The organism is Bacillus cereus group sp. BfR-BA-01453 (assembly GCF_022662915.1).
Taxonomy (GTDB): Bacteria; Bacillota; Bacilli; order Bacillales; family Bacillaceae_G; genus Bacillus_A; species Bacillus_A paranthracis.
In genome coordinates this window covers 25,811-46,982 of the sequence record NZ_JAKUEN010000016.1, presented here as the reverse complement: position 1 = coordinate 46,982, position 21,172 = coordinate 25,811, and the positions used below count along the sequence as shown (strand labels likewise).

Genomic DNA, 21,172 nt, shown 5'->3' with positions numbered 1-21,172 from the left:
ACGTTAATTTAATATTTAAATCCTCATTCGTATCTCGGTGAGGTAGAGGTTGCAGTCATTAAGAGTATCATTTCTGGAGATGTAGTGGCATTGATGAAGGAATGAGAAAGGAATGATTGCCGAAGTAAGTTGTGTCCACCATGCACACTTGCTGGGTCTGCATTTAATAAGTGCAGAACTGTCACAAACGTCTCGTTTGTGGAGAGCTATCGAGAGGTATGTCGTGGGTTTCTTATAAGATAGAAAGCATGTAGCGGCAAATTACGTGCTTTTTTTGTTTTGTTTGGGACTTCTCTTCCTGACTCAGGAAGACATACATATCTCCTCGCTTGACTTGGTTATACTAACTTTGGAGGTATTTTCTATGCAACAAAAAAAATGGGGCTTTTGGGTACTAACAGCTTTCGTTGTCGGTAACATGGTTGGCGCTGGGATTTTCATGGTGCCAAGTACGTTGGCACAAACAGCAAGCCCTCTCGGTGTCACTTTAGCTTGGTTAACAACAGGGTTTGGTGTTTTAATGCTAGCTCTTGTTTTCGGTAATTTAGCAATTCGTCGTCCTGATTTAACGACAGGACCACAAAGTCATGCATATGCTTTATTCTCAACACCAAAAAAGAAAAAAATGGCTGGTTTCAGTATGGTATGGGGCTATTGGGTTGCAAACTGGGCAAGTAACGTTGCCATCATTACATCATTTGCGGGATATTTATCACTCTTCTTCCCAATTATGAAAGATACACGACTACTATTTTCAATCGGTTCTTTTAATGTAGAAGTCGGAAAACTAATTACATTTACGATTTGTTCCATCTTACTTTGGGGAACTCATATTATATTAACAAACGGTGTAAGCGGAGCTGGAAAGCTAAACTTCTTAGCAACAACAACGAAAGTAACTGGATTCCTATTATTCATCGTCGTTACGTTATTTGCATTCGAAGCTTCTAAGTTTGGACAATGGTACACACCGATGATCGATAAATCAGGTGCATCACACGGCCTTCTTTCACAAGTAAACTTAGCTGCTCTTACGACGCTTTGGGCATTTATCGGAATTGAATCAGCGGTTCTTTTATCAAACCGTGCTGTTTCTCCAAAAACGGTAAAACGCGCAACAGTTGCGGGATTACTTATTACAGTTGCGATTTACTTAGGAATTACAATTTTAACAATGGGTGTACTTCACGTTGATACATTACAAGCCTCAGAACGTCCGTTAGCAGATGCATTAAATGCTGCAATGGGTCACGGCGGCGGGAAACTGATGGCATTACTTGCTCTTACTTCCCTGTTCGGTTCGATTTTAGGCTGGATTTTATTAAGCTCAGAAGTACCATATCAAGCAGCAAAAGAAGGTTTCTTCCCTTCCTTCTTCGCAAAAACAAACAAAAAAGGAAGTCCAATTTATTCATTACGATTAACAAACATTATGTCGCAAGTGTTCTTATTCTCAACATTATCAGGAACAATTGCGGAAGCTTATACATTCGTTATTACTGTATCGACACTGGCCTACCTCATTCCATATCTCGTTTCACCAATCTTCCAGTTAAAACTAGTCGCAACTGGTGAAACGTATAAAAATGAAATGCGGGCAAGAATTACAGATGGTATAGTCGCAGTGATTGCACTTTGCTACGCACTATGGGTTATTAAAACGGGCGCAGCCGATATAAAAACATTCCTTCTCGGAATTGGTTTATTCGTAATCGGCTTTGCTTTCTATCCATTAATGAATCGTGATCAGAAAAAAAATAACGAAAAGAAAGACGGGCAAGTTGCATAACGCAATTTGCTCGTTTTTTCTTTTCTAAAAACATATATAATAGAACAAAGAGGTGAAAAACATGTCAATCGAATCACTATGGAGCAGCCGCTTCCAACAACATATGCAAAATATCATTACATACTTTGCACGTATGATTAACGGTTTACTATATAGCTTTATCTTTATTTCATGCGTTGGCGCATACTACTATGCTCAGTTTCTAAAAGCATCTCCTTCTAAAGGAATATCTTTACTACTCATCACGATTGTACTTACATTCATTATAACGAGATGCCCGATCCGTACATTTATTCAAAAACCTGATGCTGTCTATTTACTAGCACTAGAAGAGAAATTAACATCTTATTTCAAAAAATCTCTTCTATACAATTATATCATTCAGCTTTTCCCATTATTATTTACGTTTCTTATTCTCGTTCCGCTTGCGCTACAATCATTGCAAGTAACGGTGCCTTTCTTATGTACAATCTTTATCGTTTTAATGATTGCGAAAGCTTGGAATATGTACATACATTGGATGTGGCGTGATAGTCATGAAAAAAGCATCTGGCTTATCATTCGTATTACTTGTAACGCACTCATTATTTACATGCTGTTTTACTCAGCAAACATTCTCATATTAGGGGGATTACTTTTACTGCTTGCTTTCCTGCTTCTATATACGAAAAAGCAGCCTACAAAACGAATACCGTGGGATTACATAATTGAACAAGAAGAAAAAATGAACGTTCGTTTTTATCAATTTGCTAGCATCTTCACCGATGTTCCGCAACTAAATAAGCAAGTAAATAAAAGAAAATGGCTTACAACTTGGATTGAACCTTTATTACATAAAAAACGAGCAACTTTCTTCTATTTACATACACTCGCATTTTTACGCGGGAATGATTATTTCGGTATATATATTCGCTTAGGGCTGATTGGTGCCTTCGCCTTATATTTTATACCAAACATATACGTAAAAGGCGCTATCGCATATATCGTCCTATATATGATTTCTATGCAGCTCCGTTCCCTGTGGAAATATTTTTCGGGAAATATTATTGTAGCATTATATCCAATTGATACTGAAAAACGACTGAATCAATTTCTTCACTTAATCTTTATATTACTAAGCATTCAGCTCATTATATTTTCAATTGTTATACTCATTGCTACAGGTCAATTTTTACATAGCCTTATCATTATGATTGTCGGGTTACTCTGGATCAAATTTATTATTGTACCAAAAACGAAACAACGCGTTTCTTCGTTTTAACGAAAAGAATTATCTTAAATGCCAAGGAGAAAATAAAGTATCTCCTTGGCTTTTTTATTTTCCCTTCTCAAACAAGAATCACTGGTACAACCAACGTTTTATGATTTTTACATACAAAAACGATAATACATGTTTACATCCTAACAAAAAGGGTATCTATTAATTAACAGCGTAAAGGAGGGGCCTATATTGTGAATAAAAAAACGGAACAATTGGAACACCACGTTACGGATAATCAACGCAAACATGCTTTAACAACAAACCAAGGAGTAAAAATAGCCGAGGATGAATTCTCTTTAAAGATGGGCTTAAGAGGCCCAACCTTAATGGAGGATTTCCACTTTCGCGAGAAAATGACCCACTTTGATCATGAACGAATTCCTGAAAGAATTGTTCATGCACGCGGAGTTGGAGCACATGGTCATTTTCAGCTTTATGAATCTTTAGAAGCATATACAAAAGCAGATTTCCTTACTAATCCTTCAAAAAAAACACCTGTATTTGTACGGTTCTCAACCGTTCAAGGCTCTAAAGGATCCAATGACACAGTAAGAGATGTGCGCGGATTTGCCACAAAATTTTATACAGATGAAGGTAACTATGATTTAGTAGGTAATAATATGCCAGTATTCTTTATCCAAGATGCTATTAAATTCCCTGACTTTGTCCATGCAGTTAAACCAGAACCACATAATGATATTCCTCAGGGAGCTAGCGCTCATGATACATTTTGGGATTTTGTTGCCCATAACCCCGAGTCTACTCATATGGTTATGTGGCAGATGAGCGACCGGGCTATTCCGCGTAGTTTACGAATGATGGAAGGTTTTGGGGTTCATACATTTCGACTTATTAATAAAGAAGGAAAAGCCCACTTCGTAAAATTTCACTGGAAACCTACCCTCGGAGTTCATTCATTAGTATGGGATGAAGCTCAAAGAATTGCTGGGAAAAACCCTGATTTCCATCGTCAAGATTTATATGAAGCAATTGAAAAAGGGGATTATCCAGAATGGGAGCTTGGATTGCAGCTAATTCCAGAAGAAGATGAGCATGCATTTGATTTTGATATTTTAGATCCAACGAAATTATGGCCGGAAGAAGAAGTTCCTGTAAAACTAGTTGGTAAAATGACACTCAACAAAAATGTTGATAACTTCTTTGCAGAAACGGAGCAGGTAGCTTTCCACCCTGGCCATGTCGTACCAGGTATTGATTTTTCAAATGATCCTCTTCTGCAAGGAAGATTGTTCTCCTATACAGATACACAATTATCTCGTTTAGGAGGCCCTAATTTTCACCAAATTCCTATTAACCAGCCCGTATGTCCTTTTCATAATAATCAACGTGATGGCGTGCATCAAATGCAGATTCATCGCGGTCAAACAAGCTATCACCCTAATGGCTTGAATAATAATCAACCAGCAACCGTCCAAGCCGAACAGGGCGGATATGAGCATTATCAAGAAAAGATTGATGGACATAAAATTAGAGGCCGCAGTAAAAGCTTCCTTAACTTTTATTCGCAAGCTAAACTTTTCTACAATAGTATGAACCCTATTGAAAAACAGCACATAAAAGATGCATTTTGCTTTGAAGTTGGGAAGTGCAAATCAGACATGGTGAAGGCAAATGTAATTGCTCTTTTAAACCACGTCGATCGTCAATTAGCAAAGGAAGTCGCTAACATGATTGGAGCCCCTTTGCCTAAAGAAAATCACGAAATAAATTCGGATGCAAAATCACCTGCACTAAGTATGTCCAACACTATTTTTAAAGCTGATTCCAAAAATGTGGCAATTCTATTGAATGGTGACCCAAGCGTCTCCCTTCTGTCCGAATGGATTCAAGCTTTTGTACAACACCGAATGAACTATAGCATCATAGATAATAAAATTCATCAGTTCAATGATTCCATTAAAGTAACGGATACTTATACAACAACAGACTCTGCACTTTTTGATGCGGTATTAGTGTTTAGTAGTGAATCTGCCATTCGACCCCCTGTTTTAGAATTTGCAGAAACTACTTTTAAACACTTTAAACCGATAGCCTATGTCCTTAGCGATCCTCATGCTTTAGACAATAGTAAAATCAAATTAGATGGAGCAGGAATTTACAACTTAACAAACACTTCAATTGAGTCATTTATAGAAGGCATTGCCCAAGGACGATTCTGGAACCGATAATATAATGTAAGGAGCGGATTAGAATGAGTAAAAAAATTGCTATTTTAATAACGGATTATTTCGAGGACACAGAATACACAGAGCCAGCAGAAGCTTTTAAACAAAAGGGATATGAATTAACAACTATTGAAGCAGAAAAAGGGAAAACGGTACACGGTAAACAAGGAAAAAGTGAAATTGTAATTGATAAAGGTATCGATGATGTTTCTCCAGAAAACTTTGACGCACTCTTCATACCAGGCGGATTTTCTCCAGATATACTTCGTGCGGATGAGCGTTTCGTTCGCTTTAGTAAAGCATTTATGGATACGGAAAAACCGGTTTTCGCTATTTGTCACGGACCCCAATTACTCATCACTGCACAAACACTTGAAGGACGCGATGTGACTGGATATAAATCTATTGAAGTCGATTTAAAAAACGCTGGCGGAAACTTTCACGATAAAGAAGTAGTCGTATGCCAAAATCAGCTGGTCACAAGTAGACAACCTGAGGACATCCCGGCGTTTATTGAAGAATCGTTGCGTATATTAGGATAGCTACTTTGGTTAACTAACCTCCTTTTATTTACATGAAAATAATGAATCAGCCCTCACCAACTGGTCGTTTACAGGAAATCCGACCTCCACAAATATCGGGATACATAAAAAGAAGGGAATCCAAAAGTTCAGTTTTAATAATCTTTTGGATACCTCCTTTTTTCGTCCCAAAATTTCTAATCACTTTTCATAGGCAGTTCTCATATAGTGAAAATGACTATATCATTCCTATCCATAAGTTAAATCATGCTTTTACACATATATAAATACAAAAGATGGGAGCCTATATTTATGAATAACAATCCACCTTCAACGCCCCCAAATCCAACGGAAACGAATAATAATGAAGTGAGCTTACAAACGTTACGCGTCATCGGACTTATTGTACTAATTAGTGGCTACATATTAGTCACTCTTTCTGAAGTAGGCACATTAAAAAATCTTTTGCTACAGCCAGATACCACTCCGAATTTAGCTGAAGTTGATCCGTTCTAAAAATTATATAAAAAGCGAGTCCCAGTATAACTGGTTCGCTTTTATATAGTTTCATCCAATTTGAGAAACATTTCTCTCCTCCTCATACTTCTCTTTCTCTTTCCCAATCGCTTTCATAAATAATAAAATACTGCTCATACCAACGATAAAATACAGAGCACTCATGCCCCAAGATGCGATAAATGAACCTAGCATAACACCTAATGCCCCGTTCATTTTTGCCACTTGAAAGACCATTCCGTTAATCGCCATATATGAACCTCTCGCCTCATTTGGTACCATATCTGCCATAATAGATTGACGCACTGGCACATACATCATCTCGCCTACCGTTTGGAAAAGCCCTGCAATTAATAAAATCCATAAACTATTGCTCGTTCCGAGTATTGTAAATCCAATTGTATAAATGAATAAGCCGACATATAATATTTTCAAATCGTTGAAGCTTTTCAGCATTTTAATAAGAAGTGCTGAACATAATACAACTAAAATTGTATTCTCTGCAGAAATCCAGCTCAGCATGCGAATACCTGTTAAATCAAACGTAACACCATTCCCGAATAAAAAGTGCACCGTTTCAAATTCCTTCTGCAAACGTACTCCTAAATAATTATTAATTTGAAACTCTAACGATAATGTACATATACTCGCTGCACAAAAAATTAAAAATGCTTTATCTTTCATTACGACTTTATAACTATCCGCCATATCTTTTAATACATTTTTCTTCTCTACTATTTTTCTAGCTACATACACCTCTTCCATATATACAGCCATCACATATAAAGTAATAACTGCAATCGCTGTTAATCCGATAAACAATTGCAATCTATAGTTCTCAAATAGTAATCCGCCAAATATCGCTCCAATCGCAATGGATAAATTAATTGCCCAGTAGTTAATGCTGTACATCACTTTTCGATTTTCAGGTGTACTTACATCAATTAACATTGCCTCTGTCGCAGGGTTCATAAGTCCAGATCCTAAACTATTCACCAACATAAATATAAATGTTAGCCACGGTGAATCTACATAATCGGAATTCGCAATCCCCATACAAGCAATGGAAATGACTTGTATACTTTGACCGATAATCATCACCTTTTTACGACCAAGCCGGTCTCCAACATATCCACCGTATAAACCAATTACTAACGAAGCTATGACATTACTAAGTAGTAACGCACCAGCAATCGCACTACCTAACTTTATTGAAAAATAAATCGCCATAAATGGAAAAATCATCGTGGATACAGTACGTGTTAAAAACGAAGTTATAATTCTAATCTTTATATTTCGATGCATACTCCAAAATCCCATTGTTTCCCCCTCCTTATGCTTACTTATTTTACTTTGAAAAAAAGGAAGAAAAAGGTTAGAATATTCTAAAGAGTTTCCCCTTTTATAATAGAAGGAAGTGTATATATGAAAATTATGGACTATTACATTAGACTAAGACTACATGCACAAGATCAACAACATATGCGAAATAGCTTACAAGAATTAGCGGATGTTTTATATTGCAGTACGAAAAACATAAAGATTTTATTAAAGAAAATGAGCGAGGAGCAATTAATTCACTGGACTCCAGGGCGAGGCCGCGGGAATAAAACGGAAATTCTATTTATACATAATTTCGTAGAAGCGATTGAGTCCTATACAGATGAACTGTTAGCGCAAGAAAAATTAAAAGATATCTTTCTTCTTTTAAAAGAACCCCTACCCCTTGCACTTCAAAAAAAGATAGAAAATAAACTACATCATCATTTTGGATACGAACCTTCAAATGATATGTACGACATATTAAAGATTCCTATATCGAGAAAGATATTCCCCTTAGATCCGGCTTTTGTGGCTGTAACTACAGAAAGCCATCTTACAAGTCAAATTTTTGATACGTTAGTCGTTTATAACGATGTTACGGAAAAAATGGAACCACACATTGCGCATACGTGGGAATTAAGTGAAGACGGGCTGACGTGGACTTTTTATTTACGAAAGGATGTATATTTTCATAACGAAACAGTTTTAACTTCTAAAGATGTACGATTTTCATTTGAAAGACTAAAAGAAGTTCACTCTCCTTTTGAATGGTTAACAGAAGAAATTGTTCAAATTGAAACGCCATCACCACTGCAAATAAGGTTCCATTTAGCAAAGCCCAACCTTTTCTTCTTACACTATGTAAGTTCCATACAACTAGCAATTTTGCCGCGTGATGCTAGTATTCAAAATCATCATTATATAGGTACTGGACCTTTCAAACTTGCTCATTACTCTGAAGACAATATCGTACTCGAAGCGTTCACTCATTATTTTAAAGAACGCGCGTTATTAGATCGTATTGAATTTTGGGGTATTCCGGATCATGTACAAATCGATGCTGATTATGAACTACCAAATGAAGAAGAAAATGAAAGGCATGATATACAAATAGAAGAAATAGGTTGTATTTATGCTGGATTCAACTTTACAAAACCTGGTCCTCATCACGACATTTACTTTCGAAAGGCTTGGAGAGAACTATATGATGTTGAAACGATACTTCGTAGCATAGAGGGTAGACGAACAATTGCTGCATCAAGCTTTTTCCCTGAAAGAAGCCGCCAAGCTACTAAAAGGTCCTACTCTTTAGAAAAAGCAAAAGAGTATTTAAAAAAGAGCACTTATAATGGAGAGACGATACATATTTACTTCTTCGCATTTAAAGATAGTGCAAATGATGCATATTTCTTAAAAGAACGATGTGAAAGTTTAGGTATACAAGTAGAGCTTCACCCATTTCTCATTTCAGATTATATGAACCGTTCTATCGATCAGCATGCCGATATTATTTTCATGGGAGAAGTGTTTGCTGCCGATCATGAACTTGCATTCTTAAATGTATTTAAAAATAAAAGTTGCTTCGTAAACCGGTTCATGGACCCGCACTATGAAAAACAAATTAACTGTTTACTTGATACATTTTTATTAGAAGAAAATAAGGAGAAGCGCTATGAGCTCATGTATGAGATCGAAGAATTTTTACAAACAGAACACATCATTTTATTTAACTATCACGTTTTAAAAAGAAAGACATACCCTTCTTCTTTAAAAAACGTAACAATTGATTCATTCGGTTGGGCAAATTTTGCGAAGTTATGGGTACAGCCATCCACTTATTAAATTATGTGGGCTTTTATAAAAGGAGAAAAACATGAAACACACCTTAGAAAAAAGACTTTCCTATCTATACACAGGTGAATTATTTTCAGTCATTACTTTTATTTTCACAAGTTACTTACTTAATTATGCTTATCCTACGTTACATTTATATTCCCTGTATTCTTTTTGGGTCTCATTTCTTCTTTTAGAGTTTATCTTATTACAAGGAGTAATTTACTGGTACGTAAAGTGGAAACGACTAAAAAAAGAGAAAACATCTGTTACGCCCATTAGGATGATTCAATATTTAAAAATACTTAAAAAGATTAATATAGCATTCACTATCACGGGATTTATTACGTTTACTATTGATGTTGTAATTTTGTATCCCGACTTACCTTTAGGCGGGGTATCATTCACCCTATTTATTTATATTTTTGCATTACTTGAGTACATTAACTATTATCATACTCAGCTTTCATACAATAACATCTCTGATATGAAACATTTACTCAAATCAAAAAAACTAAAACAGTCCTGTATAAGTAAAGATTTTCAACGTATTTCATAAGAGAGAAGGTACTACCTCCTTAGTAGTACCTTCTTCACAATACAAACTATTATTGAATTATTTCATCTAAGTGATCTTTCAAGTTTAATAAAAACTTCTCAATATCCGGATTCTTTACCACATCATAACAAGCAAAACTCTTTAACGGACTCATCCCAAGAAACTTCTGCACGCGGTGTAAATGACTAAGCGTTGATTCTAGACTTTCTCCTTCAAAGAACTTCGTCTTATCTCCAAATGAATTTTCAGGTGCATTCCAAGTTGTAGAGAACATATACTCTTTCTCTTTTAATAAACCACCTGTTCCGTATTCATCTGCACCTTTAAAGAACAAACCGTATTCATATACTTCATCCATATACGTTTTAAATAATCCTGGAACACTAAACCAATAAATCGGTGTTTGATAAATCACAACATCAGCCCACAAAAATTTATCTTGTTCTTCTTTTATATTGTATCCATCTTGAATCGTTGTTGTTTTCACTTGATGGTCCTCGCTTAATACCGTCACCATATGATCCACTAACGTTTTATTTAATCGTCCTTCCTTTGTACCGTATTTTTCATGTCCATTTATAATAAATATATTTTTCATCGTTTTCCTCTCCCCTACTCTATTCCTCGCTTATTAACCCAAGTTGCTGTTTCAACGTAAGATTATCTTCTAAATGCCAGTCTTCCGTAATCTTTCCGTCTTTCACATGTAAAATGTCAATTGCAAAAAAATTAATTTTCTTACCATTATGCGTTCCTGTAAAAGAAAGACGGGCTGTTACTTTATCACCGACGACTAATAAATCTTCAATCTCGCAATGTATATTAGGAACGACTTTACGAAAATTTTGTGCTGCAAACTTTAACCCTTCAACACCTTGTGGTCGCCCTTTTGGCAACGTATTATCGAAGAAATTTTCAGTAACAGTCTGCGGAATAAGTTCCTCCTTACCTGTATCCCAAAATGCATAAAAACGCTGCGCCGCATGAACCATTTCTGTCGCTTCTTTTTTACTTAGTGAGGGATCAATTGTCATTGCTTTTGGCTTTGGCATTTCTTTTAATAACTGAACTTCCGTTTTTTGTTCCACACCACATGCTACGAGCACAATACAAATAACAAACAAACTAAGAAACCCAAACAACTTTTTTATCCCCATGAAAATCACCACCTCCTCCTCTAAATCCTTTGTATTTCGTATTGCTATTGTATATGCACTAACTTTCTTTATGGAAGTAGTGATATTTTTTTCATATAGTTACCAAAAGTATAGTTTTGTGATACTATAAAGCAAATTCATTCAAAAAAATTTTATGGAGGCTAGTTCCATGAACAATATAGATCCAGTTGAATTAACGAAAGGTTTACCTGGCATACCTTGTCCCATCGCTAAAACCCTTGATGTAATCAGTACAAAATGGACGTTTTTAATCATTCGTGATCTTCTTATCGAAGGAACATTACGCTTTAGTGATTTACAAAAATCAATGGACGGGATTAGTCCGAAAACATTATCACTTCGACTAAAAGAATTAGAATCTCAAGGCATTATAACGAGAAAAGTATATCCAGAAGTTCCGCCTCGTGTAGAGTACACATTAACGGATAAAGGAAAGCAATTAGAGGGCATATTTATTGAATTAAAACGGTTTGGATTAAGCTTATAAAACAAAAACCCCTTACCGTCGTAAGGGGTTTTATTACTTCGCAAAACTTTCAGCTAGCTGTTTTTCTCTCCACATAAATGTAATAGCGAGACCCACTATTAAAACAACTCCTGAAAATGCATATGGATAATGAATGTTCATATCAAATAATATTCCGCCCATTGCTGGTCCTGCGATATTTCCTAAACTCGTATAAGTCGAGTTCATACCAGCAACGAATCCTTGCTCTTTTCCAGCTGCTTTTGATAAAAACGTCGTTAAAGCTGGACGAAGTAAATCAAATGCAAGGAAAATGAAACATGTAACGAGAAGTACAATCCAATAATTAAAGACTACAGTTGAAACGAACGCTAATACTGCACCTACAATTAAACATATTTGAATTAACACTTTTTCACCGAATATATCAACCAATTTACCAAACATAAATACTTGCACAACTACCCCAAAGATTGAACTAATTGTAATAATTGCCGCAATATCTTTTGGTGTGAACCCAAACTTATGATCAGAAAACAGACTAAACACAGTTTCATATGCTGATAAACCGAATGCAAGTACAAATACGATAATAAATGCGATTGCATACATTGGATGTAATGATTTCTTTAAATCACCAATAAAGCTTGATTCTTTCGTATTAGAAGAAATCTCTGCAAGCTCTTCTTTCGTTAACGGTTCTTTTAAAATAAAAATCGAAATTACACATGCTATAAAAGCAATTGCTGCTGCAACGAAAAACGGCACACGTATACCGTATTCTGCAATAAATCCGCCGATTCCAGGTCCTATAATAAAGCCGGTACTAATAGCAGCAGATAAATAGCCCATCGCCTTTGGACGCTCCTGTATAGATGTAATATCCGCAACATATGCCGTAACACCAGGCATGATAAAAGCAGCACTAATTCCGCCTAACACCCTCGCTGCATAGAGCATCCATACATCAGTTCCTAATCCGAAAAGAAGCTCTGAAACACCAAAAATAAATAATCCAATGATGATCATTTTCTTCCTACCATAAAGATCGACCCACCGGCCTGTAATAGGTGAAGCAATAAGCTGAGCCATTGCAAACACTGCAACGAGATATCCCATCGTCTTACCTGTTAAACCCATATCATTCATAAAGGACGGCATAACCGGAATGATTAATCCAATCCCTAAAAAAGCGATAAATATATTACTCAAAAGAATGACCAGTACCATCTTTTGTTCTTTTATCGGTTTTTTCACTTTTAACACCTCTTCCCGTAAGCTCCTCTCAAAAAATAATGCCCAAGAAGCTTTTTCTTTATCCTGCTATTTGTGGGCTAATCATGAGTAGAGATGCCCCTACTCGTTAGAATTTCACTGTATCCTTCCACACATACATACGCATTAGGTGAATGACTATCATTCAGTTTTCCTCAAAAATGAACCTACCTTCTCAGACAGGTTCATCTCACTATTTCTTTATATGTAATGCATGTGTTAAAAAATCTAGTACTTCTGCCTTTTGTAACTCGACTTGCTCATCATCTTTATGATCATATAAATACACTTGTTCCGCTGCTGATTCAACTAGAGCGATAAATAACTTCGCTGTTCGCTCTGCGTGAACCGAATCACGAATTTCACCAGCTTCTTTCGCCCCACTTAAAAATTCACTTAGCCACATATAAAGAGGCTCATACACAGCTTCCCATTCTTTTATATGTTCTGTAGATGCAAGACCCGCATACATTAAAGCTTGTATTTCACGATATTCCTCTATGAAGTGAAACACCGCATCTATTACTTGCGTTACTTTACTTGAGAAAGGCGCATCGTTTTGAACTTTTTCTTTTACTGCAAGTATCATCTTTTCAACCATCACTTCTGCTATTGCAGGCATAACAGATAACTTAGAAGGAAAATATAAATAGAAAGTTCCTTGTGCAATGCCAGCTAATTTCACGATATCAGAAATCTTCGTTTTTTCAACGCCCTTTTCCTGAAATACTTCAATCGCTGCATAGACAATTTTCTCTTTTTTATTCATCATCTAAACCCTTTCACACGCGTATTGAATGACTGTCACTCATTTTATAAGATAATCGATTGTACTGTCAATGATAGTGAACTTTGCGAGGAAATCATTTTTTTCATAATAAAATCTCCTAACAAAAAATTAGGAGATAAAAATGCCAAATACCTTTAAGAAAGAGCCTTTAACCCTGTCACGCCGCATACAATAAGAGCTACACTAATGATACGTGCTTTACTTTTCGACTCACCAAACAGGAACATGTTTAATAAAACGGCACCTGCTGTTCCAATACCAATCCAAACCGCATACGCGACACTTACTTGTAAAAATAAGAAAGATGTATACAAGAATGCAAAGGATGTAGCAAACCCGCCTATATAAAGTGCTCCATTTGCTAACGTTTTATCTTTACTATACATTTTAAGACCGATCACACCGACTATTTCACTAATTGCAGCACAAAATACGAAAAACCAACCCATCTTTAAGCAGCTCCTTCCATAGTATCTTCTTTATTATCAGCTAGCTTTAAACCGATAACGCCAGCTACAACCATCACGATAAAGAATAATTTTCCTACACTGAAACTCCCGCCGAAAAGGAATACATCCATTAAGAAAGTACCTACCGTACCAGCTCCGGCGAAAACAGCATATACAGTCCCTGTTGCAAGATGTTCACACGCTTTAGAAAGGAAGTGAAAATCAACAGCGATAACTCCTAAAATAATAATCCAATGCCACCAAGTATTGGCCGTATTAAAACCAAACACCCAAAAAATTTCAAAGATACATGTTAATATGACATATAACCAAGCTTTATTTTTCATACCTCTCACCTCTCATGACTGACTATCAGTCATTTTTGTTTTAAAAAAATATGCTCTTTCATCACTACTATATAAACAACTATCATCCTCATTTACCTTTTGTATTTGTTCCGTTTTCAAACTAACTACATCCTGACACAGGAAATGACTGAATGTCATTCATATGTATTGTACATGAATATTTTAAAAACTGTCAATGCCGAAAGTTTATTTAAAATTTCTTTCATCTGATTTGTATATTTCCTAATAATCTGTCAATACTGCTAGTAACATAATATTTTCTCCACTCCCCCTTGGAGAGATCCCTTAAATAGAGCAGTTAGCTTTTGCTAGCTGCTCTTATTTCTTTTGCTTCATCCAACGTACCGAATCATCGCTACTTCATCACAATAATCTACCTTTGGACAATGTCTACAATCAATCCATACCTTCTCTGGTAACGCCTCTCTATTCACAAAATCAAACCCGCACTTTTGAAAAAATTCCGTTTCATATGTTAAAGAAATAACTCTGCTCACTTTTATTTTCGCTGCCTCATTTATTACATGGTTTACTAACATACGTCCGATACCTTTCCCTGCATATGTATGCGAAACGACTAACGATCGTACTTCTGCAAGGTCCTCCCCTAATACATGTAAACCAGCAACTCCAACGATTTTCCCCTCTTCTTTCATAACATATAAACATTGTAAATATTGATAGAGAGACAAAAGAGAACGCGGTAAAACTACCCCCTCTTTTGCATAAACTTCAATGAGACTATAAATTTCTTTCACATCACTCGTAACCGCATTACAGATTTTCATATGCTATCCCCTTGCCCCCGATATTAATATTTATAACTCAAAATGAATTTTAATACACAATTTTATATAATAATACATCTCTCTTTTCTTCTCGTCAATCACTTTATACAAACAAAAAACCAAGCAATCTAATCGATGCTCGGTTCCTCATTTCGTATCGGTAATACCGTCGAATATTTAATTTCACGAAGTGCTAAACTCGTCTGTATCCTTGTAATACCAAGCTTATTTAGCTTTCTAATAAACTGCTCTAGTTCTTTACGATCACGATTTGCAACCTTTAATAAATAATCATACTCCCCTGTTAAACAGTGACATTCTAACACTTCCGGCATCGCTTCTAATTCTTTTTCCAACACTTCAAGTTTATCCGATTGATGAATATTCGTACTCATAAAAATGAAGCATAACAAATCAAAACCAAGCTTTTCTTGGTTTAAAATGGCTACTTGCTTATCAATGAATCCTTCTCCATCTAACCGTTTAATTCTCGCATGCATCGCAGCTGGTGATAAATTAACACGTCGCGCAAGCTCTGCATTACTTACTTGTGACTCCTTCTGTAATATATCTAAAATTTGTACATCTAAATCATCCAACACTTTAATAACAGACGACTCCATTATAATTCCCCCTTATTTCTTACCGATGATTATTCGAAAAAACACCTTATAACTTATATAAAATTGAATATCTTTCTTTAAATAGCTTCTACAACAAAACATTTTATCGATTTTTATCCATTATACAAAAGAATATATTACACAATAAAGAAAAATGTTAAAATTATTTACAATTCACATTGATTACAACAAAGGGGATTTTAATATGCCTTATTTTTATGTCTTTTTACTATTACTAACGAGCTTATTATGGGGAGGAAACTTTGTCGTTGGAAAATCACTTGTTGATCACGCATCTCCAATGACACTTACAAGTTTAAGATGGATAATTGCGATCGTTTGTTTATTACCAATGGTATGGTTTAAAGAAAAGAAAATCATTCCACAACGCGCGGCGATACTTCCGTTAATACTGATGGGAATTTCAGGGGTTGCTCTTTTTAACATCTTTCAATTTTTAGCATTAGAAAAAACATCCGCAACAAATGTAGGGCTTATTTCTACATTAAACGCGATTTCTATTGCACTATTTTCTGTCTTATTTCTAAAAGAAAAAATAAATACACTTCAAATTTTATCTATGATTCTTTCATTCTTCGGGGTTATCCTCGTCCTATTAAAAGGTAACTTTGCCCTTTTATTTTCACTACATTTTAATAGTGGCGATTTATGGATGATTGCGGCTGTTTGTATTTGGGGAATCTATTCTGTTTGTAGTAAATGGGCAACAAAGACAACGACACCACTTATGGCGACGCTATACTCTGGTATTTTCGGCGTTATTTTATTACTGCCATTTAACATAGGTAGCTTCACTGTTACAAATATAAATACTTCTTTCATAACTTCACTTTTATATACAGGGCTTATTTCCACAGTTCTTTGCATGGTATTTTGGAATATTGGCGTACAAAAATTAGGAGCAACTACATCCGGCATTTTTCTAAACTTCAATCCCATTTTCACAGCTATTTTAGCATTCCTTTTCCTCGGAGAAGAATTAACGTGGATTCAAATTGTAGGGACAATGATCGTTGTGACAGGATGTTATTTATTTTCTCATTTCAAAACAGTTGCCGTTCAGCCTGTTAGACCTTTAATGCGAAAACATTCTTAATGAAAAAACATCGTCATCTGGGTTGGCGATGTTTTTATTTTCTCTTCATTTCTTTTATATACTGCTTTTCCTCTTCTGGCGATAAACGTTCCGTCGCCTTGCCAGTATCTCCACCTTGAAGGCTCCATAAAAAGTTATGCTCCTCAACAGTTTGAGAAAAATCTCCTTTTTCCCATCTATTTATAATAGAAAATAACTTCATTTTATATTGAAAACCTGTGCTATTTTCAATATCTCTTTTCACATTAGAAATTTCCTTGTTTGTCATTTCTACAAATCCCCATTTTTCAGAGGATTTTACCTTTTGGTGTACCATTTTGTGCATAGTAGAAATAATTTCACCTTCACTAACTTGCGGAGATTCTTCTGCAACTTTCTTCTCTTTTTCGTTTGCCACTTGCTGGGTTTGAATATTTTTATTTTCTTTTTCCACATATGCAAGCAATTTCTTTCCGCCAACTATAGACGAGAAAATTATTATAATTGTAATGCATATACCTACGCCCCATTTAAAAAGCATTAACTCTTCATCGCTTCTCTAACAAGATGACTATCTACATATTGCTTAAACTTCACAATTTTTCCGTTCTCAAGTTGCCATACATGAACAAATTCTGCTTCAAATGATTTTCCCGTTTCTTTATAAACTCCTGAATACATACCTTCAGCAATAATCACATCTTTTCCGCTTACTTCATGATATGTATTTACACTTGCTTTATAATCATCCCATTCTGATCCTAATCGGCTAAATACATTTTCCATTATTGCTTCTACACCTATATAAGTTCCCCCGTATGGGAATCCTTCTGCCTCTGTCCATTCTACTTTTTCAGAGAGGGCTTCCGCTAAATGTTTTGCATTCGAAGAAGCTGATCCTTCATATGTACTTCGAATTATTTCTAAATTTGATTTAGACATGTTACTTCCTCCCGTTTTATTTATTTTTCGCACAAGGTGTAACCAACTTCGTTACAACTTGTACGAAAAAATATTTAAATTATTTTATTCTTAATCTATACGTTGTAATTATTATAGTTACAATAATGATTCAAGTCAACAATTTATAAATAAAATCTACTTCGTTTTCATTACTTTCTCTTTTAAGAAACGATCTACATATCCTTCTGCTTTTACAACGAATAAATACGCACCCATTGCTAATAATGCAAGGTCTAATTCATATCCTGGATTCTTTCCATCTCCTAATAAACCTGCTGCTCCATTTACCTTTACGATAGCTCCAGCTAAAATTAGTGCAAATAACAATCCTACATATCGTACGCCTAAACCGATAATTAATAATATACCACCAACTAATTCAACTGTTGCTACGCCATACGCTAGACCACCCGGTAAGCCAATGCTTGTAAACCAGCCTGCTACGTTATCGATACCTGATTGAAACTTCGCTAAACCATGTGCAAAGAACGTTACTCCTAACACGATACGAATAATTAAATTCCCAATATATTGATTCATTTTTTTCTCTCCTTTTTGTTTTGTTATGGTGAACTTTTATTTACAAGTCAAAACAATACGGTATTTCATTTCATTCGTCAAATACTTTTTTAAAGAAAACAAAAAACATTATCCCTTTTACGGATAATGTTTTCCTACAAAGTAGCGTTAATTCAAGCTTTTACTCTATCGCACAAAAAAGTTGAAACATTTTTCCAGCGCCAACATACGGCAATAAAGAAATATCCTCTTCTACAACCATGCCAACAACGTTCACTTTCTCATCTACAGGCAAATCATGTATAGCAACTTGCATCTCTCCAGCATATCTACCGTACAATTCATTATCAATTGTAATGCTACCTTTCTTTCTTGAAATGGTATGAATCGGCTGTAAAATCACTTTATGTTCTTCTCGCGATTCTACTGAGCGAATAACATCACGAGCTGGATCTAGTCTATTTGTATGCACTTGTTCCACTATTTTTAATACTTCTTTATCAGTTATAAACGATTTGTACCGCAGCGGAATAATCCCTCTACTCGCACTCGCTATCTCCTGTACACTTTCTACACTTCCGCTTATATCCCCGATTAACACCTTATCGACACCACAATCTTGTACAAGTTCTAAATACGCTTCAAGCGGGCGCATATTGCGGTGCTTTTCTAACGTTGGTAATCCTTCATATAACGGGCCCCGTTTCTCCCCATCCCCTGGAATAAATGCCATCGTTTTTATTCCGCACGCATGTAAATATTCGTTTTGTTTTTGTAAAAAGGACTTTGCTAGTCCTGTTTCTGGACGCGGGTAAAAATTATGCCACGCTTCTACATTCTCGACCCGTATCTTTTCAGTAATTAACTCTTTCCAAAATGAATCTGTAATCGTACTCGCATTTAAAGCTACTTTCATCTTGTGAGATACGCGTGCGATTTCTTTTGGCGTGATGCCATAGTCCATTCGTAAACCAGTAATTCCCCACTCTACTAACTCTTCCACATTTTCGTACGTCATTCCTAAATGGTGTAGCGATTTTTGGGAAACATCAACCATTAATTCCATTTCATTTTCAAGAGCCTGTTTCCCAAGTATTTGAATTAACTCTTTATACGTATTTGGATCATCTTCTGGTATATGAAGTGATGTAAAAATAGATAAAAATCCGTTTTTCTTCGCTACTTTTAGCCATTCTTCTTGTTTCTTTACTCGCTCTTTTGAAAGATAAATTGATACTCCTAGCATATGAATCTCCCTTTCTATGAATAAAAAAAGAGAAAGGAATCCCTTTCTCTATATGTTTTCTGCCATTTCTTCTTTAAATCCGAAGAAGTACGTAAAGATGAATCCGAACGTATATGCCACTACTAATCCAAGGAAATATAATAAATATTTATTATCAGCAATTAACGGAATTAATGATAATCCAGATACACCGATTCCGAGTGCAGCTGTTTTCATAACTGCTTGGAATGCACCGCCAACTGCTGCTCCTAAACAAGCTGTAAGAAACGGTTTTCCAAGTGGTAATGTAACCCCATATAATAACGGTTCGCCAATTCCTAAAAATCCAACTGGTAATGCCCCTTTAATTACGTTACGAAGTCGTTTATTTTTTGTTTTTACAAAAATCGCAATGGCTGCACCTACTTGACCAGCTCCAGCCATTGCGAGTACTGGTAATAAAGGTGTTACGTGCGTTTGATTAATAAACTCCATATGAATCGGTGTTAAACCGTGATGTAATCCGACCATAACGAGCGGTAAAAATGTTCCTGCAAGTACTGCTCCCGCAAACGCGCCACCAATACTTAAAATACCATTAATTCCGCTCGTAATTCCTTCAGATAAGAAACCTGCTACCGGCTGAATTGCTAACATCGTTACGATACTTACGACTAACACAGTAATAAGTGGCGTTATGATAATATCAACTGCATTTGGTACAGCTTTTCGAACTTGTCTTTCCACTACAACCATAAGCCACGCTGCAAAAATAACTGCAAACAATCCGCCCCGTCCGGGTACGAGCGCTTCACCAAATAACTTTACGTTCGCCATCGCTGGATTGAAAATTAAAATACCAGCAATTGCCCCAAGAACTGGAGTCCCGCCAAACTCTTTCGCTGTATTCCAACCGACTAAAATGCCTAAGAATGTAAAGATACCGCCGCCAATAAGTAGTAACATTTGTAGCCATGTTGCATTCGGATCAGCACCTGCGTTTTTCGCAAAGTTAGCAACCCCGTTTATAATACCTGACGCAACAAGACCCGGAATTAACGGAATAAAAATACTTCCTATTTTTCTTAAAAAGTTTTTCACTGGTGTATTATTTTTCTTCTTAATCTCTGACTTCATCTCTTGCCCAAGATCTTCAAGGTGATGATCTGCCACCTCACCAATTCGCAGTCCCGTTAAACCTTCCATCTCTGCTGCTACTTTATTTACCGTTCCCGGACCAACGACAACTTGAAGCGTCTCATCTTCAATAACGCCCATAACCCCTTCAACCTTTTTTAAAAGGTCCATGTTTACTTTACTTTCATCATGAAGCGTTAATCGTAGTCTCGTCATACAATGAGCAATGCCACGAATATTTTTTACTCCCCCAAGTTGCTCTGAAATTTCTCTGGCCATTCTCTCTTCTTTCTTCATAATAGAATCC

At 35.9% G+C, this 21,172-nt stretch carries 23 protein-coding genes and 1 riboswitch; of the genes, 9 read left to right on the top strand and 14 right to left on the bottom strand.

Features of this window, described 5'->3' with window-relative positions; translation table 11 throughout:
• Window positions 1-35: 35 nt before the first annotated feature.
• Window positions 36-217: riboswitch (Lysine riboswitch) on the top strand.
• Between the two features lie 147 nt (window positions 218-364).
• The 5 genes from MR070_RS22990 to MR070_RS22970 all read left to right on the top strand — a co-directional run bounded on the left by MR070_RS22990 (window position 365) and on the right by MR070_RS22970 (window position 6,273).
• Window positions 365-1,789, top strand: a complete 1,425-nt coding sequence (locus MR070_RS22990) for an amino acid permease (protein ID WP_001186306.1) — start codon at window positions 365-367, stop codon at window positions 1,787-1,789.
• A gap of 61 nt (window positions 1,790-1,850) precedes the next feature.
• Window positions 1,851-3,050, top strand: a complete 1,200-nt coding sequence (locus tag MR070_RS22985; RefSeq protein ID WP_242262062.1) for an ABC transporter permease — start codon at window positions 1,851-1,853, stop codon at window positions 3,048-3,050.
• A 191-nt stretch (window positions 3,051-3,241) separates the two neighbouring features.
• Window positions 3,242-5,239, top strand: a complete 1,998-nt coding sequence (locus MR070_RS22980) for a catalase (RefSeq protein WP_242262061.1) — start codon at window positions 3,242-3,244, stop codon at window positions 5,237-5,239.
• A gap of 23 nt (window positions 5,240-5,262) precedes the next feature.
• A complete protein-coding gene (locus MR070_RS22975) occupies window positions 5,263-5,778 on the top strand; it encodes a type 1 glutamine amidotransferase domain-containing protein (protein ID WP_242262060.1) in 516 nt (171 codons plus the stop codon).
• A gap of 291 nt (window positions 5,779-6,069) precedes the next feature.
• Window positions 6,070-6,273, top strand: coding sequence for a hypothetical protein (locus MR070_RS22970; protein WP_001063865.1), 204 nt, complete (start codon window positions 6,070-6,072; stop codon window positions 6,271-6,273).
• A 51-nt stretch (window positions 6,274-6,324) separates the two neighbouring features.
• Here the strand turns inward: MR070_RS22970 and MR070_RS22965 are convergent, their stop codons facing one another.
• Window positions 6,325-7,593, bottom strand: a complete 1,269-nt coding sequence (locus MR070_RS22965) for an MDR family MFS transporter (RefSeq protein ID WP_242262059.1) — start codon at window positions 7,591-7,593, stop codon at window positions 6,325-6,327.
• Window positions 7,594-7,698: 105 nt separating this feature from the next.
• On the opposite strand from MR070_RS22965, the gene MR070_RS22960 reads away from it, so the two are divergent.
• Both MR070_RS22960 and MR070_RS22955 read left to right on the top strand, forming a co-directional pair.
• Entirely contained in the window at window positions 7,699-9,438 is a 1,740-nt protein-coding gene (locus MR070_RS22960; protein ID WP_242262058.1) for an SgrR family transcriptional regulator, read from the top strand.
• A gap of 31 nt (window positions 9,439-9,469) precedes the next feature.
• Window positions 9,470-9,988: a hypothetical protein gene (locus MR070_RS22955; RefSeq protein ID WP_000683270.1), complete on the top strand. Its 519-nt coding sequence runs from the start codon at window positions 9,470-9,472 to the stop codon at window positions 9,986-9,988.
• Between the two features lie 49 nt (window positions 9,989-10,037).
• Here MR070_RS22955 and MR070_RS22950 read toward each other — a convergent pair whose 3' ends face one another.
• Window positions 10,038-10,586, bottom strand: coding sequence for an NAD(P)H-dependent oxidoreductase (locus MR070_RS22950; RefSeq protein WP_242262057.1), 549 nt, complete (start codon window positions 10,584-10,586; stop codon window positions 10,038-10,040).
• 19 nt (window positions 10,587-10,605) lie between these two features.
• Window positions 10,606-11,145 carry an ester cyclase gene (locus MR070_RS22945; protein ID WP_242262056.1) on the bottom strand — a complete coding sequence of 180 codons (540 nt, stop codon included), beginning with the start codon at window positions 11,143-11,145 and terminating at the stop codon, window positions 10,606-10,608.
• 169 nt (window positions 11,146-11,314) lie between these two features.
• Between MR070_RS22945 and MR070_RS22940 the strand changes: the two genes are divergently transcribed.
• On the top strand, window positions 11,315-11,653 hold the full coding sequence (locus tag MR070_RS22940; RefSeq protein ID WP_001059470.1) for a winged helix-turn-helix transcriptional regulator: 339 nt from the start codon (window positions 11,315-11,317) through the stop codon (window positions 11,651-11,653).
• Window positions 11,654-11,686: 33 nt separating this feature from the next.
• Here the strand turns inward: MR070_RS22940 and MR070_RS22935 are convergent, their stop codons facing one another.
• From MR070_RS22935 to MR070_RS22910, 6 genes are all read right to left on the bottom strand, one after another.
• Window positions 11,687-12,889: an MFS transporter gene (locus tag MR070_RS22935; RefSeq protein WP_000742937.1), complete on the bottom strand. Its 1,203-nt coding sequence runs from the start codon at window positions 12,887-12,889 to the stop codon at window positions 11,687-11,689.
• A 211-nt stretch (window positions 12,890-13,100) separates the two neighbouring features.
• Window positions 13,101-13,679 (bottom strand): TetR/AcrR family transcriptional regulator, encoded by a 579-nt coding sequence (locus tag MR070_RS22930; RefSeq protein ID WP_041184075.1) that lies wholly within the window; start codon window positions 13,677-13,679, stop codon window positions 13,101-13,103.
• Between the two features lie 152 nt (window positions 13,680-13,831).
• Window positions 13,832-14,146, bottom strand: a complete 315-nt coding sequence (locus MR070_RS22925; RefSeq protein WP_000539674.1) for a DMT family transporter — start codon at window positions 14,144-14,146, stop codon at window positions 13,832-13,834.
• A gap of 2 nt (window positions 14,147-14,148) precedes the next feature.
• On the bottom strand, window positions 14,149-14,493 hold the full coding sequence (locus tag MR070_RS22920) for a DMT family transporter (RefSeq protein WP_000790625.1): 345 nt from the start codon (window positions 14,491-14,493) through the stop codon (window positions 14,149-14,151).
• Window positions 14,494-14,846: 353 nt separating this feature from the next.
• Entirely contained in the window at window positions 14,847-15,302 is a 456-nt protein-coding gene (locus tag MR070_RS22915) for an N-acetyltransferase (protein ID WP_000686674.1), read from the bottom strand.
• Between the two features lie 128 nt (window positions 15,303-15,430).
• A complete protein-coding gene (locus MR070_RS22910; protein WP_000446106.1) occupies window positions 15,431-15,925 on the bottom strand; it encodes an Lrp/AsnC family transcriptional regulator in 495 nt (164 codons plus the stop codon).
• Window positions 15,926-16,130: 205 nt separating this feature from the next.
• Here MR070_RS22910 and MR070_RS22905 point away from each other — a divergent pair, with 205 nt between their 5' ends.
• Window positions 16,131-17,042, top strand: a complete 912-nt coding sequence (locus MR070_RS22905) for a DMT family transporter (protein ID WP_001146257.1) — start codon at window positions 16,131-16,133, stop codon at window positions 17,040-17,042.
• A 34-nt stretch (window positions 17,043-17,076) separates the two neighbouring features.
• Here MR070_RS22905 and MR070_RS22900 read toward each other — a convergent pair whose 3' ends face one another.
• The 5 genes from MR070_RS22900 to MR070_RS22880 all read right to left on the bottom strand — a co-directional run bounded on the left by MR070_RS22900 (window position 17,077) and on the right by MR070_RS22880 (window position 21,162).
• Window positions 17,077-17,562 (bottom strand): PRK06770 family protein, encoded by a 486-nt coding sequence (locus tag MR070_RS22900; RefSeq protein WP_000897971.1) that lies wholly within the window; start codon window positions 17,560-17,562, stop codon window positions 17,077-17,079.
• Complete coding sequence (locus MR070_RS22895) at window positions 17,562-17,963, bottom strand: nuclear transport factor 2 family protein (RefSeq protein ID WP_000045918.1); 402 nt, start codon at window positions 17,961-17,963, stop codon at window positions 17,562-17,564. Before MR070_RS22895 ends, MR070_RS22900 begins: the two co-directional genes overlap by 1 nt.
• Before the next feature lie 156 nt (window positions 17,964-18,119).
• The gene (locus MR070_RS22890; protein ID WP_001077748.1) at window positions 18,120-18,524 is read right to left on the bottom strand and encodes a DoxX family protein; all 405 of its coding nucleotides are present in this window, start codon (window positions 18,522-18,524) and stop codon (window positions 18,120-18,122) included.
• A 160-nt stretch (window positions 18,525-18,684) separates the two neighbouring features.
• On the bottom strand, window positions 18,685-19,749 hold the full coding sequence (locus MR070_RS22885; protein ID WP_242262055.1) for a DUF871 domain-containing protein: 1,065 nt from the start codon (window positions 19,747-19,749) through the stop codon (window positions 18,685-18,687).
• A gap of 48 nt (window positions 19,750-19,797) precedes the next feature.
• Window positions 19,798-21,162 carry a PTS transporter subunit EIIC gene (locus MR070_RS22880; RefSeq protein ID WP_000711318.1) on the bottom strand — a complete coding sequence of 455 codons (1,365 nt, stop codon included), beginning with the start codon at window positions 21,160-21,162 and terminating at the stop codon, window positions 19,798-19,800.
• Window positions 21,163-21,172: the final 10 nt, after the last annotated feature.

What these genes read in the sequence shown, in the direction of transcription:
- MR070_RS22990 (WP_001186306.1), top strand. Translation starts at nt 365, where the DNA reads ATGCAACAAAAAAAATGGGGCTTTTGGGTACTAACAGCTTTCGTTGTC.
- MR070_RS22985 (WP_242262062.1), top strand. Translation starts at nt 1,851, where the DNA reads ATGTCAATCGAATCACTATGGAGCAGCCGCTTCCAACAACATATGCAA.
- MR070_RS22975 (WP_242262060.1), top strand. Translation starts at nt 5,263, where the DNA reads ATGAGTAAAAAAATTGCTATTTTAATAACGGATTATTTCGAGGACACA.
- MR070_RS22970 (WP_001063865.1), top strand. Translation starts at nt 6,070, where the DNA reads ATGAATAACAATCCACCTTCAACGCCCCCAAATCCAACGGAAACGAAT.
- MR070_RS22965 (WP_242262059.1), bottom strand. Translation starts at nt 7,593, where the DNA reads ATGGGATTTTGGAGTATGCATCGAAATATAAAGATTAGAATTATAACT.
- MR070_RS22960 (WP_242262058.1), top strand. Translation starts at nt 7,699, where the DNA reads ATGAAAATTATGGACTATTACATTAGACTAAGACTACATGCACAAGAT.
- MR070_RS22955 (WP_000683270.1), top strand. Translation starts at nt 9,470, where the DNA reads ATGAAACACACCTTAGAAAAAAGACTTTCCTATCTATACACAGGTGAA.
- MR070_RS22950 (WP_242262057.1), bottom strand. Translation starts at nt 10,586, where the DNA reads ATGAAAAATATATTTATTATAAATGGACATGAAAAATACGGTACAAAG.
- MR070_RS22945 (WP_242262056.1), bottom strand. Translation starts at nt 11,145, where the DNA reads ATGGGGATAAAAAAGTTGTTTGGGTTTCTTAGTTTGTTTGTTATTTGT.
- MR070_RS22940 (WP_001059470.1), top strand. Translation starts at nt 11,315, where the DNA reads ATGAACAATATAGATCCAGTTGAATTAACGAAAGGTTTACCTGGCATA.
- MR070_RS22930 (WP_041184075.1), bottom strand. Translation starts at nt 13,679, where the DNA reads ATGATGAATAAAAAAGAGAAAATTGTCTATGCAGCGATTGAAGTATTT.
- MR070_RS22925 (WP_000539674.1), bottom strand. Translation starts at nt 14,146, where the DNA reads ATGGGTTGGTTTTTCGTATTTTGTGCTGCAATTAGTGAAATAGTCGGT.
- MR070_RS22920 (WP_000790625.1), bottom strand. Translation starts at nt 14,493, where the DNA reads ATGAAAAATAAAGCTTGGTTATATGTCATATTAACATGTATCTTTGAA.
- MR070_RS22915 (WP_000686674.1), bottom strand. Translation starts at nt 15,302, where the DNA reads ATGAAAATCTGTAATGCGGTTACGAGTGATGTGAAAGAAATTTATAGT.
- MR070_RS22910 (WP_000446106.1), bottom strand. Translation starts at nt 15,925, where the DNA reads ATGGAGTCGTCTGTTATTAAAGTGTTGGATGATTTAGATGTACAAATT.
- MR070_RS22905 (WP_001146257.1), top strand. Translation starts at nt 16,131, where the DNA reads ATGCCTTATTTTTATGTCTTTTTACTATTACTAACGAGCTTATTATGG.
- MR070_RS22900 (WP_000897971.1), bottom strand. Translation starts at nt 17,562, where the DNA reads ATGCTTTTTAAATGGGGCGTAGGTATATGCATTACAATTATAATAATT.
- MR070_RS22895 (WP_000045918.1), bottom strand. Translation starts at nt 17,963, where the DNA reads ATGTCTAAATCAAATTTAGAAATAATTCGAAGTACATATGAAGGATCA.
- MR070_RS22890 (WP_001077748.1), bottom strand. Translation starts at nt 18,524, where the DNA reads ATGAATCAATATATTGGGAATTTAATTATTCGTATCGTGTTAGGAGTA.
- MR070_RS22885 (WP_242262055.1), bottom strand. Translation starts at nt 19,749, where the DNA reads ATGCTAGGAGTATCAATTTATCTTTCAAAAGAGCGAGTAAAGAAACAA.
- MR070_RS22880 (WP_000711318.1), bottom strand. Translation starts at nt 21,162, where the DNA reads ATGAAGAAAGAAGAGAGAATGGCCAGAGAAATTTCAGAGCAACTTGGG.